The sequence below is a fragment of the Actinomadura sp. GTD37 genome (genome assembly GCF_041951365.1).
In the GTDB taxonomy this organism is placed as follows: Bacteria; Actinomycetota; Actinomycetes; order Streptosporangiales; family Streptosporangiaceae; genus Spirillospora.
The window spans coordinates 1,501,659-1,518,372 of record NZ_JBGNUS010000001.1 but is presented as its reverse complement, the minus strand read 5'-3'; the positions used below and the strand labels follow the sequence as shown (position 1 = coordinate 1,518,372).

The following is a 16,714-nucleotide window of genomic DNA, read 5'->3' as shown; positions in this document are numbered from 1 at the left end:
CGATCTCTCTCCTCCCTCGCGCGACGGAGGCGGGACGCGGGCGTGAGGCGGGCCGGACGCGGCGGGCCGGACGCGGCGGGACGGCGCGCTACCGGGAGCCGACGCGGTGCCAGTCGGGGATCAGCTCCTCCATCAGAGACTCGGTCTCGGGCTGGAGCCGGTCGAGGAACGGGTCGCGGCCGATGCGGTCGCGCAACTCGTCCACGACCACCCGCACCTGGGCGACGTCGCCGGTCGCGTGGGTCGCGCGGAGCAGGTCGCGCCACAGGCCCTCGTCCTCGGGCGCGAGCCGCAGCCCGGCGCGGGCCGCGCCGACCGCGCCGCGCGCGTCGCCCTCGTCCAGCCGCAGCACGACGAGCCGGTGCGCGACGTCGATGATCCGCGCGGGCGTCTCGTACTCCAGGTCGTGGGTCGCCAGCCACGCGTACCGGCCGCGCGGCCGGCCGGCGAGCAGCGGGCCGCGGACGAGGTCGAGCGCGTACGCCATGTACGCCGTCTCGGACGCGGGCTCGGCCGCCGACCGCCACACCAGCCAGCGGAACATGGCGATGTCGACCCGCACCTCCGAGCCCAGCCTGATCCGGCCGCGCTCGTCGTAGTACAGGTTGGGGCGGCCCCGCGCGTCCCTGCCGAGCCAGTCGGACACGCGCGCCACGGCCGCGTCGCGGACGCCCGCGCCGGCGCCGCGCGGCCAGATCGCGCCGGACAGCACCGTCGGGTGGACGCCCTCCGGGTGCGCGGCGAGGTACACCAGCAGCTCGGTGCACAGTTCGCGGCGGCTCTCGTCCATCGGCCCCGGCGCCTCGACCTCGATCGGGCCGAGCAGCCGGATGTCGACCGACGCCTCCCGCGCGGCGGGCGGCTCCGCGCCGCCGGCCAGGCCGGGCAGCTCCACCGAGTCGAGCCGCCCCGCCGTGCGGAACAGCTCGAACACGCCGCGGTAGTCGTCGTCGCGGACGAGCTGCGCGTCGACGTCGAAGCCGAGCACCCCGGCCTGGAGGCGTCCGGCGGCGTCGACGTCCCACGTCCAGGTGGCGCCCTGCACCTCGCCGGGCACGATGTAGCCGGCCGCCATCCGGGTCCCGGTGCGGGCGAGCGCGACGAGCCGGTCGGCCTCCTGCTCGTCCGGGCGGTCCGCCATGATCAGGTAGTGCGGCATCCACGCCTCGCCGAACACGCCGCGGCAGCGTCCGGTGAGCACCGAGTCGACGCCGGACGCGGCGAGCGCCTGCCGCACCTCCTCGCTGCGCCCCTCCAGCTCGGGCAGCGCGTCGCGGAGCGTCGGGACGGACCGGACCCGCTCCGGGGCGATCTCGGTGATGCCCTCGCCCAACTCCGCGTCGAACCCGACGAGGGTGATCCGCATGTGGTCGGACCAGCGGTTGGTGGCCAGCTCCAGCGCCACCGCGGACAGCGCGGCGCGGCGGACGTCGTCGGGGCCGCGCAGCGCGATCAGCCCGTGCGCGGCCTCCAGGTCGACGAGGATGCGGCCGTTGGCGTTCGTGCCGATCGACACCAGGCCCGGGTAGGGGGCGAGGACGTCGCCGAGGCCCGCCGCCTCCAGCATGGGCAGCGCGTCGCCGCGCAGCCGCCACACCTGGCCGTCGTCGAACGCCTGCCAGGGGGCGGGCGGGTTCCGGTCGGCGGGCGCGATCCACAGGTCGAGGCTGCCGCGTCCGAGGTGGACGCCGTAGACGGTGGGGAGGGCGCGGCCGCCCGCCGCCATGGACTTCGACATGTGCCGCAGGCCGAGGTCGAGGAGCTTCGCCGCGTCGTCGTCGGCGCCGATCCGCAGCGCCCGCTCCGCCTCGGCGGCCTCCCCCTCCGGCCGGACGGCCATGTGCCCGAACGCGCGGTTCCACAGCTGGACGCGGCGGCGGCGGCCGAGCACGGCGAGCAGCCCGGCGGCGACCAGCGACGCCGCGGCGAGGCCCTGCGGCCAGCCGAGGTCGAACGCCGCGCCGGTCTCCTCGTGGTCCGGGGAGCCCTGGCCGGGGGCCTCCGCACCGCCGCCCGTCTCGCCGGACCGCCCGTCCCCGTGCGCGGGCGGATGCGCGGGCTCGGACTCCTGGGGCGCGCCCTGCTCGGGCGCCTGGCTCTGCTCGGGCGCTTGGGTCTTTTCCGGTGCTTGGGTCTGCTCGGGCGCCGGGGACGCCGGTGGCTGGGAGGCAGGCGGCTGCGCGGCGGGCGGCTGGGACGCGGGTGGTTGCGAGGCGGGCGGCTGGGACGCGGGCGGCTGGGTCGGCTGCTGCTGCGGCGGCGCCGGGTCGGGCTCCGGCGCGGGCGCGGGCTTCGCCGGCTCGTCCGGGACGGCGTGCCCGTAGCGGAAGTAGTCGTGCAGGTCCTTGACGGGGACGACCTTCGCGCCCTTGGCGTCCGCCGGCATCTCCAGGATCCAGCCCGGACGGATCAGGCTGGCGATCGTCAGGCGCGTCCCGTCCGGCTGGACGTGGCTCTTGTTGAGGGAGTAGATCTCCTTGTAGCGGCGGCCCTCGCCGAGGCACTTCTCGGCGATCTCCCACAGGCTCTCGTGGTGGCGTCCGTCCGGCGGACGCACCGTGTAGATCTTCGTGGTGGCGGACTTCTCCGCGGGGTTCGCGGTGAGGTCCTCGGCGACGCGGTCGGCGGCGGCCGGGTGCTCCGGCGCGTCCGGGACCTGGTGGAACCCCGCCGACTGCGGCTGCATCTGCGCCTGCGCGGCCGCCGGCGGACGCTGCGCCAGCCCGCCGCCGGTGAACGCCGGCATGATCGTGGTGGTGGCGGTGAACAGCAGCAGCGCGGCGACCACGAGCCGGTGCACGAGCGACTGCGTCCCGCCCGCGAGCGGCACCCGCGCGGGCACGCCGACACCGCGCACCCCCGCGTACACCTCGACGACGACGCACGCCGCGAGTTGCAGCCAGGCGAGCCACACCAGCGCCACCAGGATCGCCATCAGCGACCCCGGCCCCACCTTCTGCGTGAGGTCGGACGCGGACGGCACGTGGTCGGGCAGCGGCGACCCGAACAGCGTCAGCAGCGCGAACGGGACACCGGCCATCAGCGCGGCCAGCGCCGCCACCGCGCCGATCCCGGCCAGCACATCGCCCGTGCTCCGGCGCCCGTTCACCCGGACGGGCGTCCGCCGATCATGCCGCGTCACCATCGCGTCCCTGCCGTTTCGCCGGAGGTCGCCCTCATCGTAAGTCCGTTCTCCCGCTCGATCACGGCCCGTCTCCTCCGGTGACCGGGCGGGCGGTCGCGCCGGAGGTCAGCTCGAACTCGCCGAAGCCGGGGATGATCCCGAGCAGTTGCGGCCGCACGCTGATCCGCACCGTGACCGCGACCTCCTGCTCGTTCGCGTCGCACTGGGACGCGGTGACCCGGTCGGGGTAGGCCGCGATCAGGTCGCACGCCGCCGCGCGGGCCCGGCCCGGGTCGAGGACGGGCCGGCCGGTCTCGCGCAGCGCGTCGGCGTCGATCTGGTTCGCGCCGGCGCGGGCGGCCTGCTCGGCCATGTCGGCGGCGCGCTGCCGGGCGTGGATGGCGAGGCCGCCGTCCACCAGCAGCCCGGCCAGCAGCAGGACGACCGGGGTGAACAGCACCGTGTACATCGCGATCGTCCCGCGGTCCCCGCGCTCGGCGGTCCTCATGGCGCGGCTCCCGGGTCGCCGGCGTCGCCCTCGTCCGTCCCCCGGTTGGTGAAGGTGTCGACGGGCGCGATCGCGTGGCCCTGGAGGCGTTTGCTGCCGGGCAGCCCGATGAACGCGAGGTCGCCCAGGTCGACGTCGCAGGTGATCGTCACGCCGACGCTGCCGCCCGGCCCCCAGGCGGACACGTCGGTCTGGACGGACGGGCCGCCCGAGCACCACTCGGTGCCGCGCATCCCGGCGGTCGCGGTGTCGGCGGCGAGGTTCTGCGCGGACCCGGCGCTGCGGGCGATGGACGCGGCCCGTGCGGCGTCGCGGGCGGCGCCGTCCACCTGGCTCTTGGCGTCGACCATCCGCCCGGCGCCCGCGAGGAAGAGCAGGAACGCGATGAAGACGGGGGTCACGAGCACCATCTCCAGCGACATCGAGCCGCGCTCGCCAACACGCAGGGCGCCCCGCTCGCCACCGCGCGCTCTCACGGGCCCGCCTCCTGCCCGCAGGCGGTGCCCGCGCCGACGTCCGGCCGGAAGCACTCGATCGGCCCCTGCGAACGCTGCGACACGTGGAACGTCATGAACGGGACGACCTGGACCGCCTCGCCGCTGACCTCTACCCACCGCTCGTCGTTCTCCTCGCCCGCCCGCACCTGGAGCCCGCTCAGCAGGTCCGGCCCGATCTCCCGGACGGAGCCGGCCGCCTTCGCGCTCGCCGCGCCCTCCCAGCCGCCGCCGACCGGCGACGTCCGCGCGACGCGCGCGCCCGACTGCGCCGCGGCGAGCGCGACGTGCCGGGCGTGGAAGACCATGGCGAACTGCACGACGACGAGCATCACCAGGATGAGGATCGGTGTGAGCAGCGCCCACTCCATCGACGACACGCCCGCGTCGGACCGCAGGAGGAGGGCCGCGCGTTCCCGGAGCCGCATCGGAGGTCAGCCCGTGTTGATGCTGTTGGCCTTGTCCTGGATCTTCTTCTGGATCACCGCGCCGATCGTGATCGCGATCAGCGCGAGGATCGCGGTGATGATCGCCCACTCGATCGCGGACGCGCCGCGGCTGCGCTCCTCGTCCGAGCGCAGCCGGGCCATCCGGGCGCCGAGCATCGCGCGCCAGTACAGGACGGACGGATGGTCGAAGGGGTTCAGCGGATTCATTCGGACACCTCCACGGGGTCGGGGGCGGGCCCTCGGGTCATGACGCGAGCACCCGCATCAGGGCCGGGTAGGCGAGGAAGATCAGGAAACCGGCGCAGAGGAACAGCTGCGCGACGAGCATCGACTGGGAGCGCTCGCCGGCCTTGCCCTCCAGCTCCGACAGCTCGCGGCTGCGCATGGACGCGGCGCGGGCGGCGAGCGACTTGCGGATCTGCGCGCCGTCGTCCGATACGAGGGCGAGCGCCCCGGCGAGGTCGCGCAGTTCGGCGATGTCGAGTTCCTCGCCGAGCCGGCCGAGCGACTGCCAGGGCGTCTGCCCGGTGATGCGGGCGTTGGACAGCGCGTCCTGGATGCGGTGCATCGCCCAGCCCTCGCCGACCTTCGACGCCGTCATCAGCGCCTCCGGGACGCCGCGCCCGCCCGCGAGGTTCATCGAGACGAGGTCGAGGAACGCGCCGACGACGTGCCGGAAGTCCTGCCGGCGGGCCTGCGCCTCCTGCCGGAGCTGCATGTCGGGGAAGAAGAAGAACAGCACGGCGAACAGCACGCAGATCCACGCGGGGACGGCGACGGACGTGCCGAGCCCGAGCAGCGTGAAGTAGGCGACGATCAGCGGGATGAACAGCAGCGCGGCGGCCGGCAGCAGGAACTTGCTCGCGAGGAACGCCTCCAGCGACCGCTCGGTGATCGCGAGGTCGGCGCGGACCGAGCGCAGCCGCCAGCCGCGCGCCTCGCAGAGCCGGGCCAGCTCGCGGCCCACCTTCGCGCGCATGCCGCCGACCCGTTCGAGGGTCGGGGACGTCCGGCCGAGCTGCTGCTCCTCCAGGTCGCGGCGGCGGGCGGCGTCGAGCGCGGCCATCCGGGCGGCGAGGCCGGGCCGGGCCGGGAACAGCGCCCGGACGAGCGCGTACAGGCCGAGTCCGACGACGGCGCCCGCGATCATCGCGGCGTTCACGGCGCGCCACCCCCGCCGGCGTCCATGGTGTGCCGGCCGCGGAGGGGCGGCTGCTCCTGCGGCTGCCCGCCCTGCCCGCCCTGCCCGCCCTGCCCGCCCTGCCCGCCCTGCCAGCCGGCGACGGTGCTCGGCACCTCGCCGGGCACGCCCGGTTCGGACGTCCGGTGCGGCTCGCTGAGGAACCGTCCCGGCAGCTCGTACCGCGACAGCCGGCGCAGCCACAGGAACGCGGCCCCGTACAGGGCGACGACGATGCACAGGACGAGCTGCCCGAGGAAGTCGTCGTACGGCTCGACGTAGGAGTGGTTGAACACGGCGAGGGCGAGGGCCGTCCCCACGGAGACGGCGACGACGATGCGGACGCTGCGCCGCGTCGCGCGCCGGTCGGCCTCGACGCGGCGCCGCATGTCCAGCTCGGCGCGGGCGGAGGTCGCGAGCGCGCTCAGCATGTCGCGCAGGCCGGGGCCGCGCAGCTTGGCGTTCAGGATCAGCGCGGCGATCACCAGGTCGGCGGACGGGTCGTCCAGGTCGTCGGCGAACCGGCGCAGCGCCTCCGGCATCGGGACGCGGGTGTGCAGCCGGTCGACGAGGTTGTGGAGCGGCTGCTGCAGGGCGGGCGCGGCGGCGCGCTGCGAGGCGGGGATGGCCTGTTCGAGGCCGACCGCGCCGGCGATCGTGTCGCGGAGCGACTCCGTCCAGGCGGCGAGGCCCTCCAGGCGCGCCATGCCGCGGCGCTCCTCGGCGGCGCCGCCCGCGAGGCCGTTCCAGGCGAGGACGAGCGCGCCCGTCCCGGCGGCGGCGATCGGCCACTGCGTCACGATCAGGACGAGGAACCCGACGACGACGGCCATCGCGGTGCGGGTCGTGAGGGTGCGGACCAGGTCCTCGCGGCTGCGCCCGCGCGCGGGCCCGGAGCGGGCCGGCAGCCCGCGCAGCGCGACGACCAGCAGCAGGAGCCCGCCGCCGACGGCGGCGCCCGCGACGATCGCGAGCATGACGTCCGGCGTGTACATCAGCCGCCGCCCCCGCTCACCAGGCACCGGCCGACGGGTCGTAGCCGTACTCGGCCAGCTCGGCGGCGCACGCGATCGGCGCGGCCGGGACGGCGTACCCGCCCGTCCCGAGCGCGAACACCTCCGAGGACAGGACCCGCCCGTCCACGCCGGTGACCTCGCGGACGCTGGCCACGTAGCGGCGCAGCCGCCCCCCGGACGCGTACTCGTTGCGCTTCTCGATGAACACGACGAAGTCGATCGCGCCCGCGATCAGCATGTGCGTCGCCTCGACGGGCAGCCGCTCCTCCGACTGGATCGCGTACGTGGCGACGCGGTTGAAGACCTCCACCGACGAGTTCGCGTGGATCGTCGACAGCGACCCGTCGTTGCCCTGCGTCATCGCGTTCAGCATGGTGACGATCTCGTCGCCGAGCACCTCGCCGACGATCACCCGGGACGGGTTCATCCGCAGCGACCGGCGGACCAGCTCCGCCATCGAGATCGCGCCCTGCCCCTCGGAGTTCGGCAGCCGCTGCTCGAACGCGACGCAGTTCGGATGCAGCTCGGGGAAGGCGTCCAGGCCGAGTTCCATGGCGCGCTCGACGGTGATGAGCCGCTCGTGCGGCGGGATCTCGTTGGCGACCGCGCGCAGCAGCGTCGTCTTCCCCGCGTTCGTCGCGCCCGCGATCATGATGTTCTTGCGGGCGAGCACGGCGGCGCGGAAGAACTGCCCGATCTCCTGGGTGAACGTGCCGTTGCCGACGAGGTCGGCGAGGAAGACCTTGCCGAGCCGGGCGCGCCGGATGGACAGCGCGGGGCGGACGGTCACGTCCATCACGGCGGAGAGCCGCGAGCCGTCCGGGAGGCGCAGGTCGAGCTGCGGGTTCGCGGTGTCGAACGGGCGCGACGACAGCCCGCTGTAGGCGGCGAGGATCTGGATCAGCTCGACGAGCTCCTCGTCGCTCTCGGCGACCGGCTCGGCCATGACCTCGCGCCCGTCGGCGTAGCCGATGAACACGCGGTCGCAGCCGTTGATGTCGATGTTCTCGATCTCGGGGTCTTCGAGCAGCGGCTGGAGGCGGCCGACGCCGAACAGCGCGGCGTGCACGCCCGCGGCGAGCGCCTCCTCCTCCTCGGCGTTCGGCGGGCGGCGCCCCGAGGTGATCTCGCCGCGCGCGAACTCCTCCAGCACCTGGCCGATCAGCGCGCGGGCGAACTGCCGCTCGTCCTCCCCGGACATGGGCGGCAGCCCGTTCGCGGCGTCCAGCCGGCGCTGCTGCGCCAGCCGGTCGCCGACCTCCTGGCGGAGGCGTTTGACAAGCCCGTGGTCCATCTAGCGGCTCCCCTCCTCGTGCCGCCCGCCCGCCGGAACCTGCGCGGGCGGAGGCGGCGAGGGCGCCGGGACCGCCGGGACGGCCCCGCCGCGGACCGCCGGGGGCGCGGGCGCGAGCCGTCCCACGAGTTCGGCCGCGACCTCCCGCGCCGACCGGATGAGGAGGGAGCGGTCGAGCCGCCCGCCCCACTGCCCGGACAGCAGCTCGGCGCCCTTCGGGTCGAGCGCCAGGCCGCCGAGGACGGTCACGCCGGGCGGCGGCGGGCCCTGCGCCGGGCCGGGCGCCTGGCCGCGGTTGCGCACGATGATCCGGTCGACCTCGGCGACCGAGCCGCGGAAGTCGCGCGGGTCGGCCAGCACGAGGACCCCGATCGGCGGGCCGCCGCGCAGCTCCTCGGTCAGCGCGCCGACGCGTTCGCGCAGGTGGGCGACCTGTTCGAGGGTGGCGCGGGTGAGCAGGACGACCATGTCGGCCTCCCGCATCAGCTCGGTCAGCGGGGTGCCGGCGCCGAGCCGTCCGCAGTCGGCGAGGACGTCCACCGGGGCGAGCCCGGCGAACGCCCGGCCGAGCGGCCCCCACAGCCACGTCATCGCCTGCGCCTGCTCGGCGTTGGTGAGCCCGACGAGCACGTCGAGGCCGCCGACGAGCCGCTGGCAGTGCTCGGCGACCTGGTCGGGGCGCAGCCCGCGGCGGGCGGTCGCGGCGAGGCTGAGCAGCCCGCGGGACGGGTTGAGCATGCCGCCGTCCCCGCCGCCCTCCGGCTGGGCGGCGGGCAGCCGGTACACGAGGTCGCCGCCCGCCTGGTCGCACTCCGCCACCAGCACGGGCCGCGGCCACACGGCGCCGAGCGCGACCGCCGCGGTCGTGACGCCCGGCGCCCCCTTGTCGGCCGCGAGCGCGATGAGTGCCACCGTCAGTTACCGCCCGTGCCCGCGCCCGGCGTGCCGCCGGGCCCCGGTGTGCCGCCGCCGGGCCCCGGCGTCGCGCCGCCCGGCCCCGGCGTCGCGCCGCCCGGCCCCGGCGTCGCGCCGCCCGGCCCCGGCGTGGCGCCGCCCGGGACGGGCTCCACGCCGCCGCCCGGGTTCTGCTTCTGGGGCGCCGCCTTCGTGCCGGGCGGGATCAGCGCGATCGCGACCGCGCCGGCGGAGGCCGCCTGCGTCACCTGCGCCGCGTCCGCCGGCAGGACGGCGACGTCCACGCTGGTCTGGTCGGAGCGCAGCCGGGTCGGGCCGCCGCCGTCGCCCCCGCCGCCGATGCCGATCACGACGGCGTCCTGGGCGAGGACGGTCCCCGCGCGCGGGCCGCCGCTCTGCCCGCCGCCGACCGCGTAGAGCGTGACGCGGCTGCCCTGGACCACGTCGCTGGACGGAAGCTGGCCGGGTTTGAGGGCGAGCCCGACGATGACGCGCCCGTTCTCCGGGGCGGTCTCGGGGCTGATCATGGCGTTGGTCAGCAGCGCGCCCCGCACCAGCGGGACGGCCGCGATGTGCCGGTTCACCTTCGCCCGCTCCGTCCAGGCGAGGTACTGGATCCCGGTGTCGCCGATCTGGACCTCTTCGAGGGCGCTCGCGGGGATCCGCTGCCCGGCCGCGACCGGCTGCGCGACGCGGATCGCCGAGACCCGCTCGCCGCTCGCCATCACGAGGTAGGCGCTGGCGAGGGCGCCGCCGAGGATCAGCAGCACCGCGAGCGCCGCGAGCGCGGGCTTGCGCTCGCGCGGGGACGTGGGAAGCCGCTGCCCCCCGGAGGTGCCGAGCCCCGACCGGCCGAGCCCCGCCGTCCCGCCGGACGAGCCCGCCGCGCCGCCGCCGGAGATGGTCGACTGGTTGGCCTTCATCGCGCTGCCCACGCGCTCCTTCCCGCCGTCCCGCGGACCCCGTCCCGCGACGTCCGCGCATACCGAGCGATCCATGCTTGCGGGGGCGGCAAGGTCCCGTCAATGGATTCGGTGATGTGAAGCCGTTCCGTATCCAGGCGCACGGGGATGACCTGCGAATTCGTCGGACACTTGGCTACTTACCACCAGTCACACCCGTCACTGACCACATGCTGGACATCTCCGGAGCGCCCGTGAGACCCCGCGGCGTCACGCTTTCAGGCCGGCGAGGCGGCCGAGGAGGGTCATCGTGTGGTCGAAGTAGGCGGCCCGCTCCTCGATCACATTGTTGAATTGCCCGAACAATTCGAAACTGACCGTCCCGTACAGGCCGGCCCACGCGGTGAGGGCCGGAGCGACCACCTCGTCCGGGACGTCCATGGACACGGCGGCGCGCACCCGGGCCATGTCCCCGGCGAGCGCGGGCGGGCACGGCCCGGCCGGCTCCAGCGCGCCGGCGGCGTGCGCCTCGCCGATGATCCGCGCGAGGACGACCGTGTCGCGCACGGCGGCGGGGACGGTGTCGTCCGGCGCCGTGTACCCGGGGACGGGCGATCCGTACAGCAGGGCGTACTCGTGCGGATGCTCCAGCGCCCACCCGCGGACCGCCCGGCACACGGCGAGCCACCGTCCGGCGAAGCCGCCGTCCCCCGCCTCCGCGCCGTCCCCCGCCTCCGCGTCGGCCCGCGCCTTCGCGTCGGCCCGCTCTACGGCCTCCCCGACGGCGTTGTAGCCGTCGATGATCAGCGCGGTGAGCAGGTCGTCGCGGCTCGGGAAGTACCGGTAGATCGCCGATGACACCATGCCCATCTCGCGGGCGACCGCGCGCAGCGACAGCCCCGCCGCGCCCTCGGTGGCCAGCTGCCGTCTCGCGATCCCGGTGATCTCCCGGATCAGCTCCGCCCGAACCCGTTCCCGTGCCGTACGACCAGCGCTCATGGCCCGAGGCTAGCAGAGCGACGCACCAAACCGAGAGCACTGCTCTTGACAACACTGCTCTCAAGAGAGAGCATTGCTCTCATTACGGAGCACCGATTCAGAGATGAAGGAGCAGGACCATGGGAAAGCACGTGATCGTCGGAGCGGGGCAGGTCGGGGCGCATCTGGCCGAGCGGCTCACCGCGCGGGGGCATGACGTCGTCGTCGTGACGCGGTCCGGGTCGGGCCCCGACGGGGTCGAGCGGATCGCCGCCGACGTCGCGGACCGGGGCCGCCTGACCGAGATCGCCAAGGGCGCCGACGCGCTCTACAACTGCGTCAACCCGAAGTACCACCGGTGGGTGCAGGACTGGCCGCCGATGGCGTCGTCCTTCCTCGGCGCCGCCGAGGACACCGGGGCCGTCCTGGTGACGCTCAGCAACCTGTACGTGTACGGGCCGGTGGACGGCCCGATGACCGAGGACCTGCCGCTCGCCGCGACCGGCACCAAGGGACGGGTGCGGGCGAAGATGTGGGACGACGCCCTGGCGGCGCACGAGGCCGGGCGCATCCGGATGACCGAACTGCGCCCGTCCGACTACTACGGGCCGCGCAGCACCGACCAGGCGTACATCGGCGAGACGCGGTTCGTGAAGCCGCTGCTGGCGGGCAAGCGGGTGGCCTACCTCAGCGACCCGTCCGTCCCGCACGCCTGGACGTACCTGCCGGACGTCGCCGAGGCCCTCGCCATCGCCGGGACGGACGAGCGGGCGTGGGGGCGGGCCTGGCACGTCCCGACGGGCCCGGCCGTGTCCACGCTGGAGGTCGCCGAGCGGCTGTGCGCGATCGCCGGCGCGCCGAAACCGCGGGTGTCGGAGACGCCGCGCCCCGTGTTCACCGCGCTCGGGCTCTTCTCGCCGATGCTGAAGGAGCTGCGGGAGACCCGCTACCAGTTCGACAGGCCGTACATTCTGGATTCTTCCGCGTTCCAGTCGACGTTCGCGATGGCGCCGACGCCGCTGGGCGACGCCCTCGAAACGATCGTCGCGGCCTACCGGGAGACGGCCGGGGCCGGTAATTAAGCTGACTCCGACTGACCACGGAAGTCGGAGGCTCGGATGCGGATCTCGTTCACGGCGCTGACCGGCGGGGGGCCTCGCGATGTCGTGATAAACGTCGATTCCGAGGTCACCGTGGACGGTGTCGCGCAGTCGCTCGCCGCCCTGCTGGACGATCGTCCGCCCAGCGTCCCCGCGCCCCGCTTCTCCAAGGAGGCGCTGCTCGCCAAGGACGGGCGCACCCCCCGCCGGGCCCTCTGGATGGACGGCCGGATGCTCGACCCGCAGGCCCTCGCCGTCAAGGAGCTGCGGGACGGCGCCGTCGTGGCGGTCGAGCAGCGCGGCGCCGCCGCCACCGTCCTCGCCGAGCCGACCGGCCTCGTCGAGGTGCGGGTCGCCGGCGGCCCCGCCGCGGGGTCGGTGCACCGGCTCGGTCTCGGCACCTGCACGATCGGGTCCGGCCGGGACGTCGACGTGACGCTCGACGACCCGTCCGTCCCGGCCCGGTCGCTGCGGCTCACGGTCGGGCGGGAGAGCGTCGAGGTCGAGCCGTCCGCGATGACCATGCAGGGCTCCGCCGTCCTGGACGGGACGCCGCTGGGCGCGAAGACGGCCTGGCCGATGGGCGCGATGCTGTCGGTGGGCGGCAGCGTGCTGACGCTCGCGCCGAGCGCCGCGCCCGACACCCATCTGGAGCCGCTGCCCGAGGGCGGGCTCGCGTTCAACCGGCCGCCCCGGCTGCATCCGGCGCAGAGCATCCGGCGGCTGGAGGTCCCGAAGCGTCCCGAGCGGAACCCGCGCGAGCGGCTCCGGCTGTTCGGCGCGCTGCTGTTCTCGGCGTTCGGGCTCGTCATGGCGTTCGCGCTCGGCCAGTGGTGGTGGGCGCTGTTCGCGCTGGCCTGGCCGGTGATGACCGTCGGCGAGTGGATCGGCGACCGGATGCACGGCCGCAAGTCGTACAAGAAGGCGCTGCAGGAGTACCACCGCAAGTCGGGCCGGTTCGACGGCGAGATGGAGCGGCTGCGCCGCGCCGACGAGTCCGAGCGGCGCGCCGTGCACCCCGACCCCGCCGAGGTGCTGCTCACCGCGACCGGGCCGCGGGGGCGCCTGTGGGAGCGCCGCCGCGACGACTCCGACGTCCTGCACCTGCGGCTCGGCCTCGCCGACCTGCCGGCGCGCATCGAGCTGACCGGCGAGCCGGGCGAGCTGCGGGCCCCCGCCGCCCGGCAGGTCCCGGTGGCGCTGCCGCTCGCCGACCTCGGCGTCATCGGGCTGACCGGGCCGCGGCACGCGTCGCGCGGGCTGGCCCGCTGGCTGGTCGCCCAGGCCGCCGTCCTGCACAGCCCCCGCGACCTCGCCGTCGTCGTCCTGGCCGCCGACCAGCGGGCCGGGGACGAGTGGAACTGGGTGCGCTGGCTACCGCACTGCGAGCCCCGCGAAGGCGAGGACTGCGTCGCCCTCGTCGGAACCGACCCCGAGTCGGCCGCGCACCGCGTCACCGAACTCGCGATCCGCCTGACGGAGCGGCGCCGGGCCGCGCAGACGGAGTCCTCGTTCTTCGGGCAGGGGAACAGGGGCGGCTCCGTGCCGTACAACGTCCTGATCGTGCTGGACGGCGCGCGCGCTCTGCGCCGCATCCCCGGCATGCCGATGCTCCTGTCACGCGGCGCCGAGCATGGCCTCTACGCCATCTGCGTGGACGACGAGGAACGCCTCCTCCCGGAGGAGTGCCAGGCCGTCGCTGAATGGGAGCCCCAAGCGCCCTCGCTCATCCGGCTCCAGGGGCGCGGCCTCGAAGCCTTCGGTCCTGTGCTCGCCGACCAGGTTTCGGCGACGTGGACCGACCGGGTGGCGCGCGCGCTGGCCCCCGTCCGCGACGTGTCCCGCGAGGACGCCGAAGACTCGATCCCGGCCGATGTGCGGCTTCTCGACGTCCTCGGTATGCCCGACCCCACGGCCGAGCACATCCTCCAGTCGTGGAGCCGGACCGGTGGCCGGACGACCCGTGTCCCCATCGGCATCGGCTCCGGCCAACCGTACAAGATCGACCTCCGTTTGGACGGCCCACACGGCCTCATCGCAGGGACGACCGGCGCGGGCAAGTCGGAACTGCTGCAAACGCTCATCGCGTCCCTCGCCGTGGCGAACCGCCCAGACGAGATGACGTTCGTCCTCATCGACTACAAGGGCGGCGCCGCGTTCAAGGACTGCGCCCGCCTCCCGCACACCGTCGGCATGGTCACCGACCTGGACGGTCACGCCACCGAACGCGCCCTCGAATCCCTCGCCGCCGAACTCCGCCGCCGCGAGGAGATCCTCCTCGAAGCGGGGGCCAAGGACATCGACGACTACAACGACCTGCGCCCCACCGCCCCCGGTCTGCCGGCCATGCCGCGGCTCGTCCTCGTGATCGACGAATTCGCCGCCATGGTCACCGAACTGCCCGACTTCGTCACCGGCCTCGTCGACATCGGACGCCGCGGCCGCTCCCTCGGCGTGCACCTGATCCTCGCCACGCAGCGGCCCGCCGGGGTCGTCACCGCCGACATCCGCGCCAACACCAACCTGCGCATCGCGCTGCGCGTCACCGACCCGGACGAGTCGGCCGACGTCCTCGACTCGCCCGACGCCGCGCAGATCTCCAAGGCCACGCCCGGACGCTGCTACATCCGCTCGGGCGTGTCGTCCCCGGTGGCCGTCCAGTCCGCGCGGATCGGGGGCCGCCGCCCCGGCAACGGCGCCGGCGCCACCGGCCCGACCGTCCTCCCCCTCCCCTGGCAGGGCCTCGGCCACCCGCTGCCGTCGCCCCGCGAAGCCGCCGACGACACCACCCTCGCCACCGACCTGGGCGTCCTCGTCCAGGCCATCGACGAGGCCGCCCGCCGCGCCGGGACCGCCCGCCAGCCGTCCCCGTGGCTGCAGCCACTGCCCGAGCAGATCAGGCTGACGCCCCGCACCGCCGCCGGCGGGTCCGTCGTGGACGTCCCGCCGATCCCGTTCGGCGTCACCGACCTGCCCGCCGTCCAGTCCCGCGAGGAACTGGCCCTCGACCTCGCCTCCGGCGGCCACCTCTACCTCGCGGGCTCCGCCCAGTCCGGCCGCTCCACCGCGCTGCGCACGATCGCCGGCTCCCTGGCCGCGTCCTGCTCCCCCTACGACGCGCACCTGTACGCGATCGACTGCGGCGCCAACGCGCTGCTGCCCCTGGTCTCCCTGCCGCACTGCGGCGCCGTCGTCACCCGCGACCAGCTCGGCCGCTGCGAACGGCTGCTCACCGCGCTGACCGCCGAGGTCGCCCGCCGCCAGCAGCTCCTCGCCGAGGCGGGCTTCGCGTCCCTCGCCGAGCAGCGCGCCGCCGTCGCCGCCACCGACCGCCTCCCCTGGATGGTGCTGCTCCTCGACCGCTGGGAGGGCTTCCTCGGCGCGTTCGAGCACTACGACTACGGCCGCCTCGTCGACCAGGCCATCCGCCTCCTGCGCGAGGGCGCCGCCGTCGGCCTCCGCGCCGCCTTCACCGGCGACCGGTCCGGACTCGGCGGCCAGATCTCCACCGTCTTCGACCGCCGCCTCCTGCTGCGCATGGCCGACCCGAACGACTACGGCTACGGCGGCCTCCAGGACAAGCAGGTCCCCGCCGCGATGCCGCCCGGCCGCGCCCTCGAACCGGCGGCGCCCGGCGCGCCGCCGCGCGAATCACAGATCGGCCTGCTGGGGGACGACCCGTCCGGCACGTCCCAGGTCGCCGTCCTCCAGGAGATCGCCCGCACCTGCGTGTCCCGCTACGGCCGGCTGCCCCGCCGCCAGCGCCCCCTCCACGTGGACGAACTCCCCGTCCGCGTCACCTACCGCGAGGCCATGTCGCTCGACCCCGAGTTCACCGCCCCGTCCCCGCTCTGGGCCCTGGTCGGCGTGGGCGGCGACACCCTCGCCCCCGTCGGCGTCGACCTCCTCAACGAGGGCCCCGGCTTCGCCGTCGCCGGCCCGCCCCGCTCGGGCCGCTCCACGACCCTCCGCACGATCGTCCACTCGCTCCTCGACCCCGCCGTGGGCGGCGGCCTGGTCCCCGTCGTCCTGGTCACCCCGCGCCGCTCCCCGCTCCGCCAGCTCGCCGAGCACCCCGGCGTCCTCGGCGTCCTGACGTCCGACTCCGACCCGGACGACCTGACCCGGGCCATCGGCGACGAGCACCGCTACGCCGTCATCGTCGACGACGCCGAACTCCTCGACGAGACCGACCTGGACGACGCCCTCCGCGACGTCCTCCGCACCGCCCGCGACGGCGAGCACGCCGTCGTCATCGGCGGCACCACCGCCGACCTGGGCCGCGGCTACCGCGGCTTCCTCTCCGACACCCGCCGCTCCCGCTCCGGCGTCCTGCTGTCGATCGACTCCCCGGACGACGGCGACCTCTTCGGCCTCCGCCTCCCCCGCAACGCCCCCCTGGGCGGCCCCACCGGCCGCGGCCTCTTCGTAGCCACCGGCATGACCACCCAAATCCAAACAGCCCTCCCCCCGACCACCGACTGACCCCCGCCCCGTGCCGCGGCGGGACGGGTTCGGGTGCCGCCTCGCAAGCCAGTCGAACCCGGCCCCCAGATCCGCCGCCGACCGGCCGGTCTTGAAGCAGCCGCTTGCTTCAAGATCGGCCGAACCCCTCAAGGTCGGTCGAGCGCTCCCGCCTTGATCTGGTGAAGCAGACGCCCGAACTGGCCACCGGTCACGCTCAGCCGCCCACCATCGGGATCCCTGGAGTGCACCTGCGCCATGAACACCCCATCCCATCTACCGGCCCCCCG

General features: G+C 75.1%; 13 protein-coding genes. 2 read left to right on the top strand and 11 right to left on the bottom strand.

Annotation, left to right across the window (positions count from 1 at the left end; genetic code table 11):
• Window positions 1-88: 88 nt before the first annotated feature.
• The 11 genes from ACA511_RS07400 to ACA511_RS07350 all read right to left on the bottom strand — a co-directional run bounded on the left by ACA511_RS07400 (window position 89) and on the right by ACA511_RS07350 (window position 10,881).
• Window positions 89-3,142, bottom strand: coding sequence for a BTAD domain-containing putative transcriptional regulator (locus ACA511_RS07400; RefSeq protein WP_375023299.1), 3,054 nt, complete (start codon window positions 3,140-3,142; stop codon window positions 89-91).
• A gap of 61 nt (window positions 3,143-3,203) precedes the next feature.
• Window positions 3,204-3,632, bottom strand: coding sequence for a pilus assembly protein TadG-related protein (locus tag ACA511_RS07395; RefSeq protein ID WP_375023298.1), 429 nt, complete (start codon window positions 3,630-3,632; stop codon window positions 3,204-3,206).
• Entirely contained in the window at window positions 3,629-4,108 is a 480-nt protein-coding gene (locus tag ACA511_RS07390; RefSeq protein ID WP_375023297.1) for a TadE family protein, read from the bottom strand. Before ACA511_RS07390 ends, ACA511_RS07395 begins: the two co-directional genes overlap by 4 nt.
• Window positions 4,105-4,554, bottom strand: coding sequence for a TadE family protein (locus tag ACA511_RS07385; RefSeq protein ID WP_375023296.1), 450 nt, complete (start codon window positions 4,552-4,554; stop codon window positions 4,105-4,107). Before ACA511_RS07385 ends, ACA511_RS07390 begins: the two co-directional genes overlap by 4 nt.
• A gap of 6 nt (window positions 4,555-4,560) precedes the next feature.
• Window positions 4,561-4,782, bottom strand: a complete 222-nt coding sequence (locus ACA511_RS07380; RefSeq protein ID WP_375023295.1) for a Flp family type IVb pilin — start codon at window positions 4,780-4,782, stop codon at window positions 4,561-4,563.
• A gap of 37 nt (window positions 4,783-4,819) precedes the next feature.
• Window positions 4,820-5,737 (bottom strand): type II secretion system F family protein, encoded by a 918-nt coding sequence (locus ACA511_RS07375; RefSeq protein WP_375023294.1) that lies wholly within the window; start codon window positions 5,735-5,737, stop codon window positions 4,820-4,822.
• A complete protein-coding gene (locus ACA511_RS07370) occupies window positions 5,734-6,777 on the bottom strand; it encodes a type II secretion system F family protein (protein WP_375023293.1) in 1,044 nt (347 codons plus the stop codon). Before ACA511_RS07370 ends, ACA511_RS07375 begins: the two co-directional genes overlap by 4 nt.
• A complete protein-coding gene (locus tag ACA511_RS07365) occupies window positions 6,767-8,065 on the bottom strand; it encodes a CpaF family protein (RefSeq protein WP_375023292.1) in 1,299 nt (432 codons plus the stop codon). The genes ACA511_RS07370 and ACA511_RS07365 overlap by 11 nt, the downstream gene beginning before the upstream one ends.
• Window positions 8,066-8,977, bottom strand: a complete 912-nt coding sequence (locus ACA511_RS07360; RefSeq protein WP_375023291.1) for a hypothetical protein — start codon at window positions 8,975-8,977, stop codon at window positions 8,066-8,068.
• 2 nt (window positions 8,978-8,979) lie between these two features.
• Complete coding sequence (locus ACA511_RS07355; protein WP_375023290.1) at window positions 8,980-9,915, bottom strand: hypothetical protein; 936 nt, start codon at window positions 9,913-9,915, stop codon at window positions 8,980-8,982.
• A gap of 237 nt (window positions 9,916-10,152) precedes the next feature.
• A complete protein-coding gene (locus ACA511_RS07350; protein ID WP_375023289.1) occupies window positions 10,153-10,881 on the bottom strand; it encodes a TetR/AcrR family transcriptional regulator in 729 nt (242 codons plus the stop codon).
• 119 nt (window positions 10,882-11,000) lie between these two features.
• Here ACA511_RS07350 and ACA511_RS07345 point away from each other — a divergent pair, with 119 nt between their 5' ends.
• Both ACA511_RS07345 and ACA511_RS07340 read left to right on the top strand, forming a co-directional pair.
• On the top strand, window positions 11,001-11,942 hold the full coding sequence (locus ACA511_RS07345; RefSeq protein ID WP_375023288.1) for an NAD-dependent epimerase/dehydratase family protein: 942 nt from the start codon (window positions 11,001-11,003) through the stop codon (window positions 11,940-11,942).
• Window positions 11,943-11,978: 36 nt separating this feature from the next.
• Window positions 11,979-16,445, top strand: coding sequence for an FtsK/SpoIIIE domain-containing protein (locus ACA511_RS07340; RefSeq protein WP_375023287.1), 4,467 nt, complete (start codon window positions 11,979-11,981; stop codon window positions 16,443-16,445).
• Window positions 16,446-16,714: the final 269 nt, after the last annotated feature.

What these genes read in the sequence shown, in the direction of transcription:
- ACA511_RS07395 (WP_375023298.1), bottom strand. Translation starts at nt 3,632, where the DNA reads ATGAGGACCGCCGAGCGCGGGGACCGCGGGACGATCGCGATGTACACG.
- ACA511_RS07385 (WP_375023296.1), bottom strand. Translation starts at nt 4,554, where the DNA reads ATGCGGCTCCGGGAACGCGCGGCCCTCCTCCTGCGGTCCGACGCGGGC.
- ACA511_RS07380 (WP_375023295.1), bottom strand. Translation starts at nt 4,782, where the DNA reads ATGAATCCGCTGAACCCCTTCGACCATCCGTCCGTCCTGTACTGGCGC.
- ACA511_RS07365 (WP_375023292.1), bottom strand. Translation starts at nt 8,065, where the DNA reads ATGGACCACGGGCTTGTCAAACGCCTCCGCCAGGAGGTCGGCGACCGG.
- ACA511_RS07350 (WP_375023289.1), bottom strand. Translation starts at nt 10,881, where the DNA reads ATGAGCGCTGGTCGTACGGCACGGGAACGGGTTCGGGCGGAGCTGATC.
- ACA511_RS07345 (WP_375023288.1), top strand. Translation starts at nt 11,001, where the DNA reads ATGGGAAAGCACGTGATCGTCGGAGCGGGGCAGGTCGGGGCGCATCTG.
- ACA511_RS07340 (WP_375023287.1), top strand. Translation starts at nt 11,979, where the DNA reads ATGCGGATCTCGTTCACGGCGCTGACCGGCGGGGGGCCTCGCGATGTC.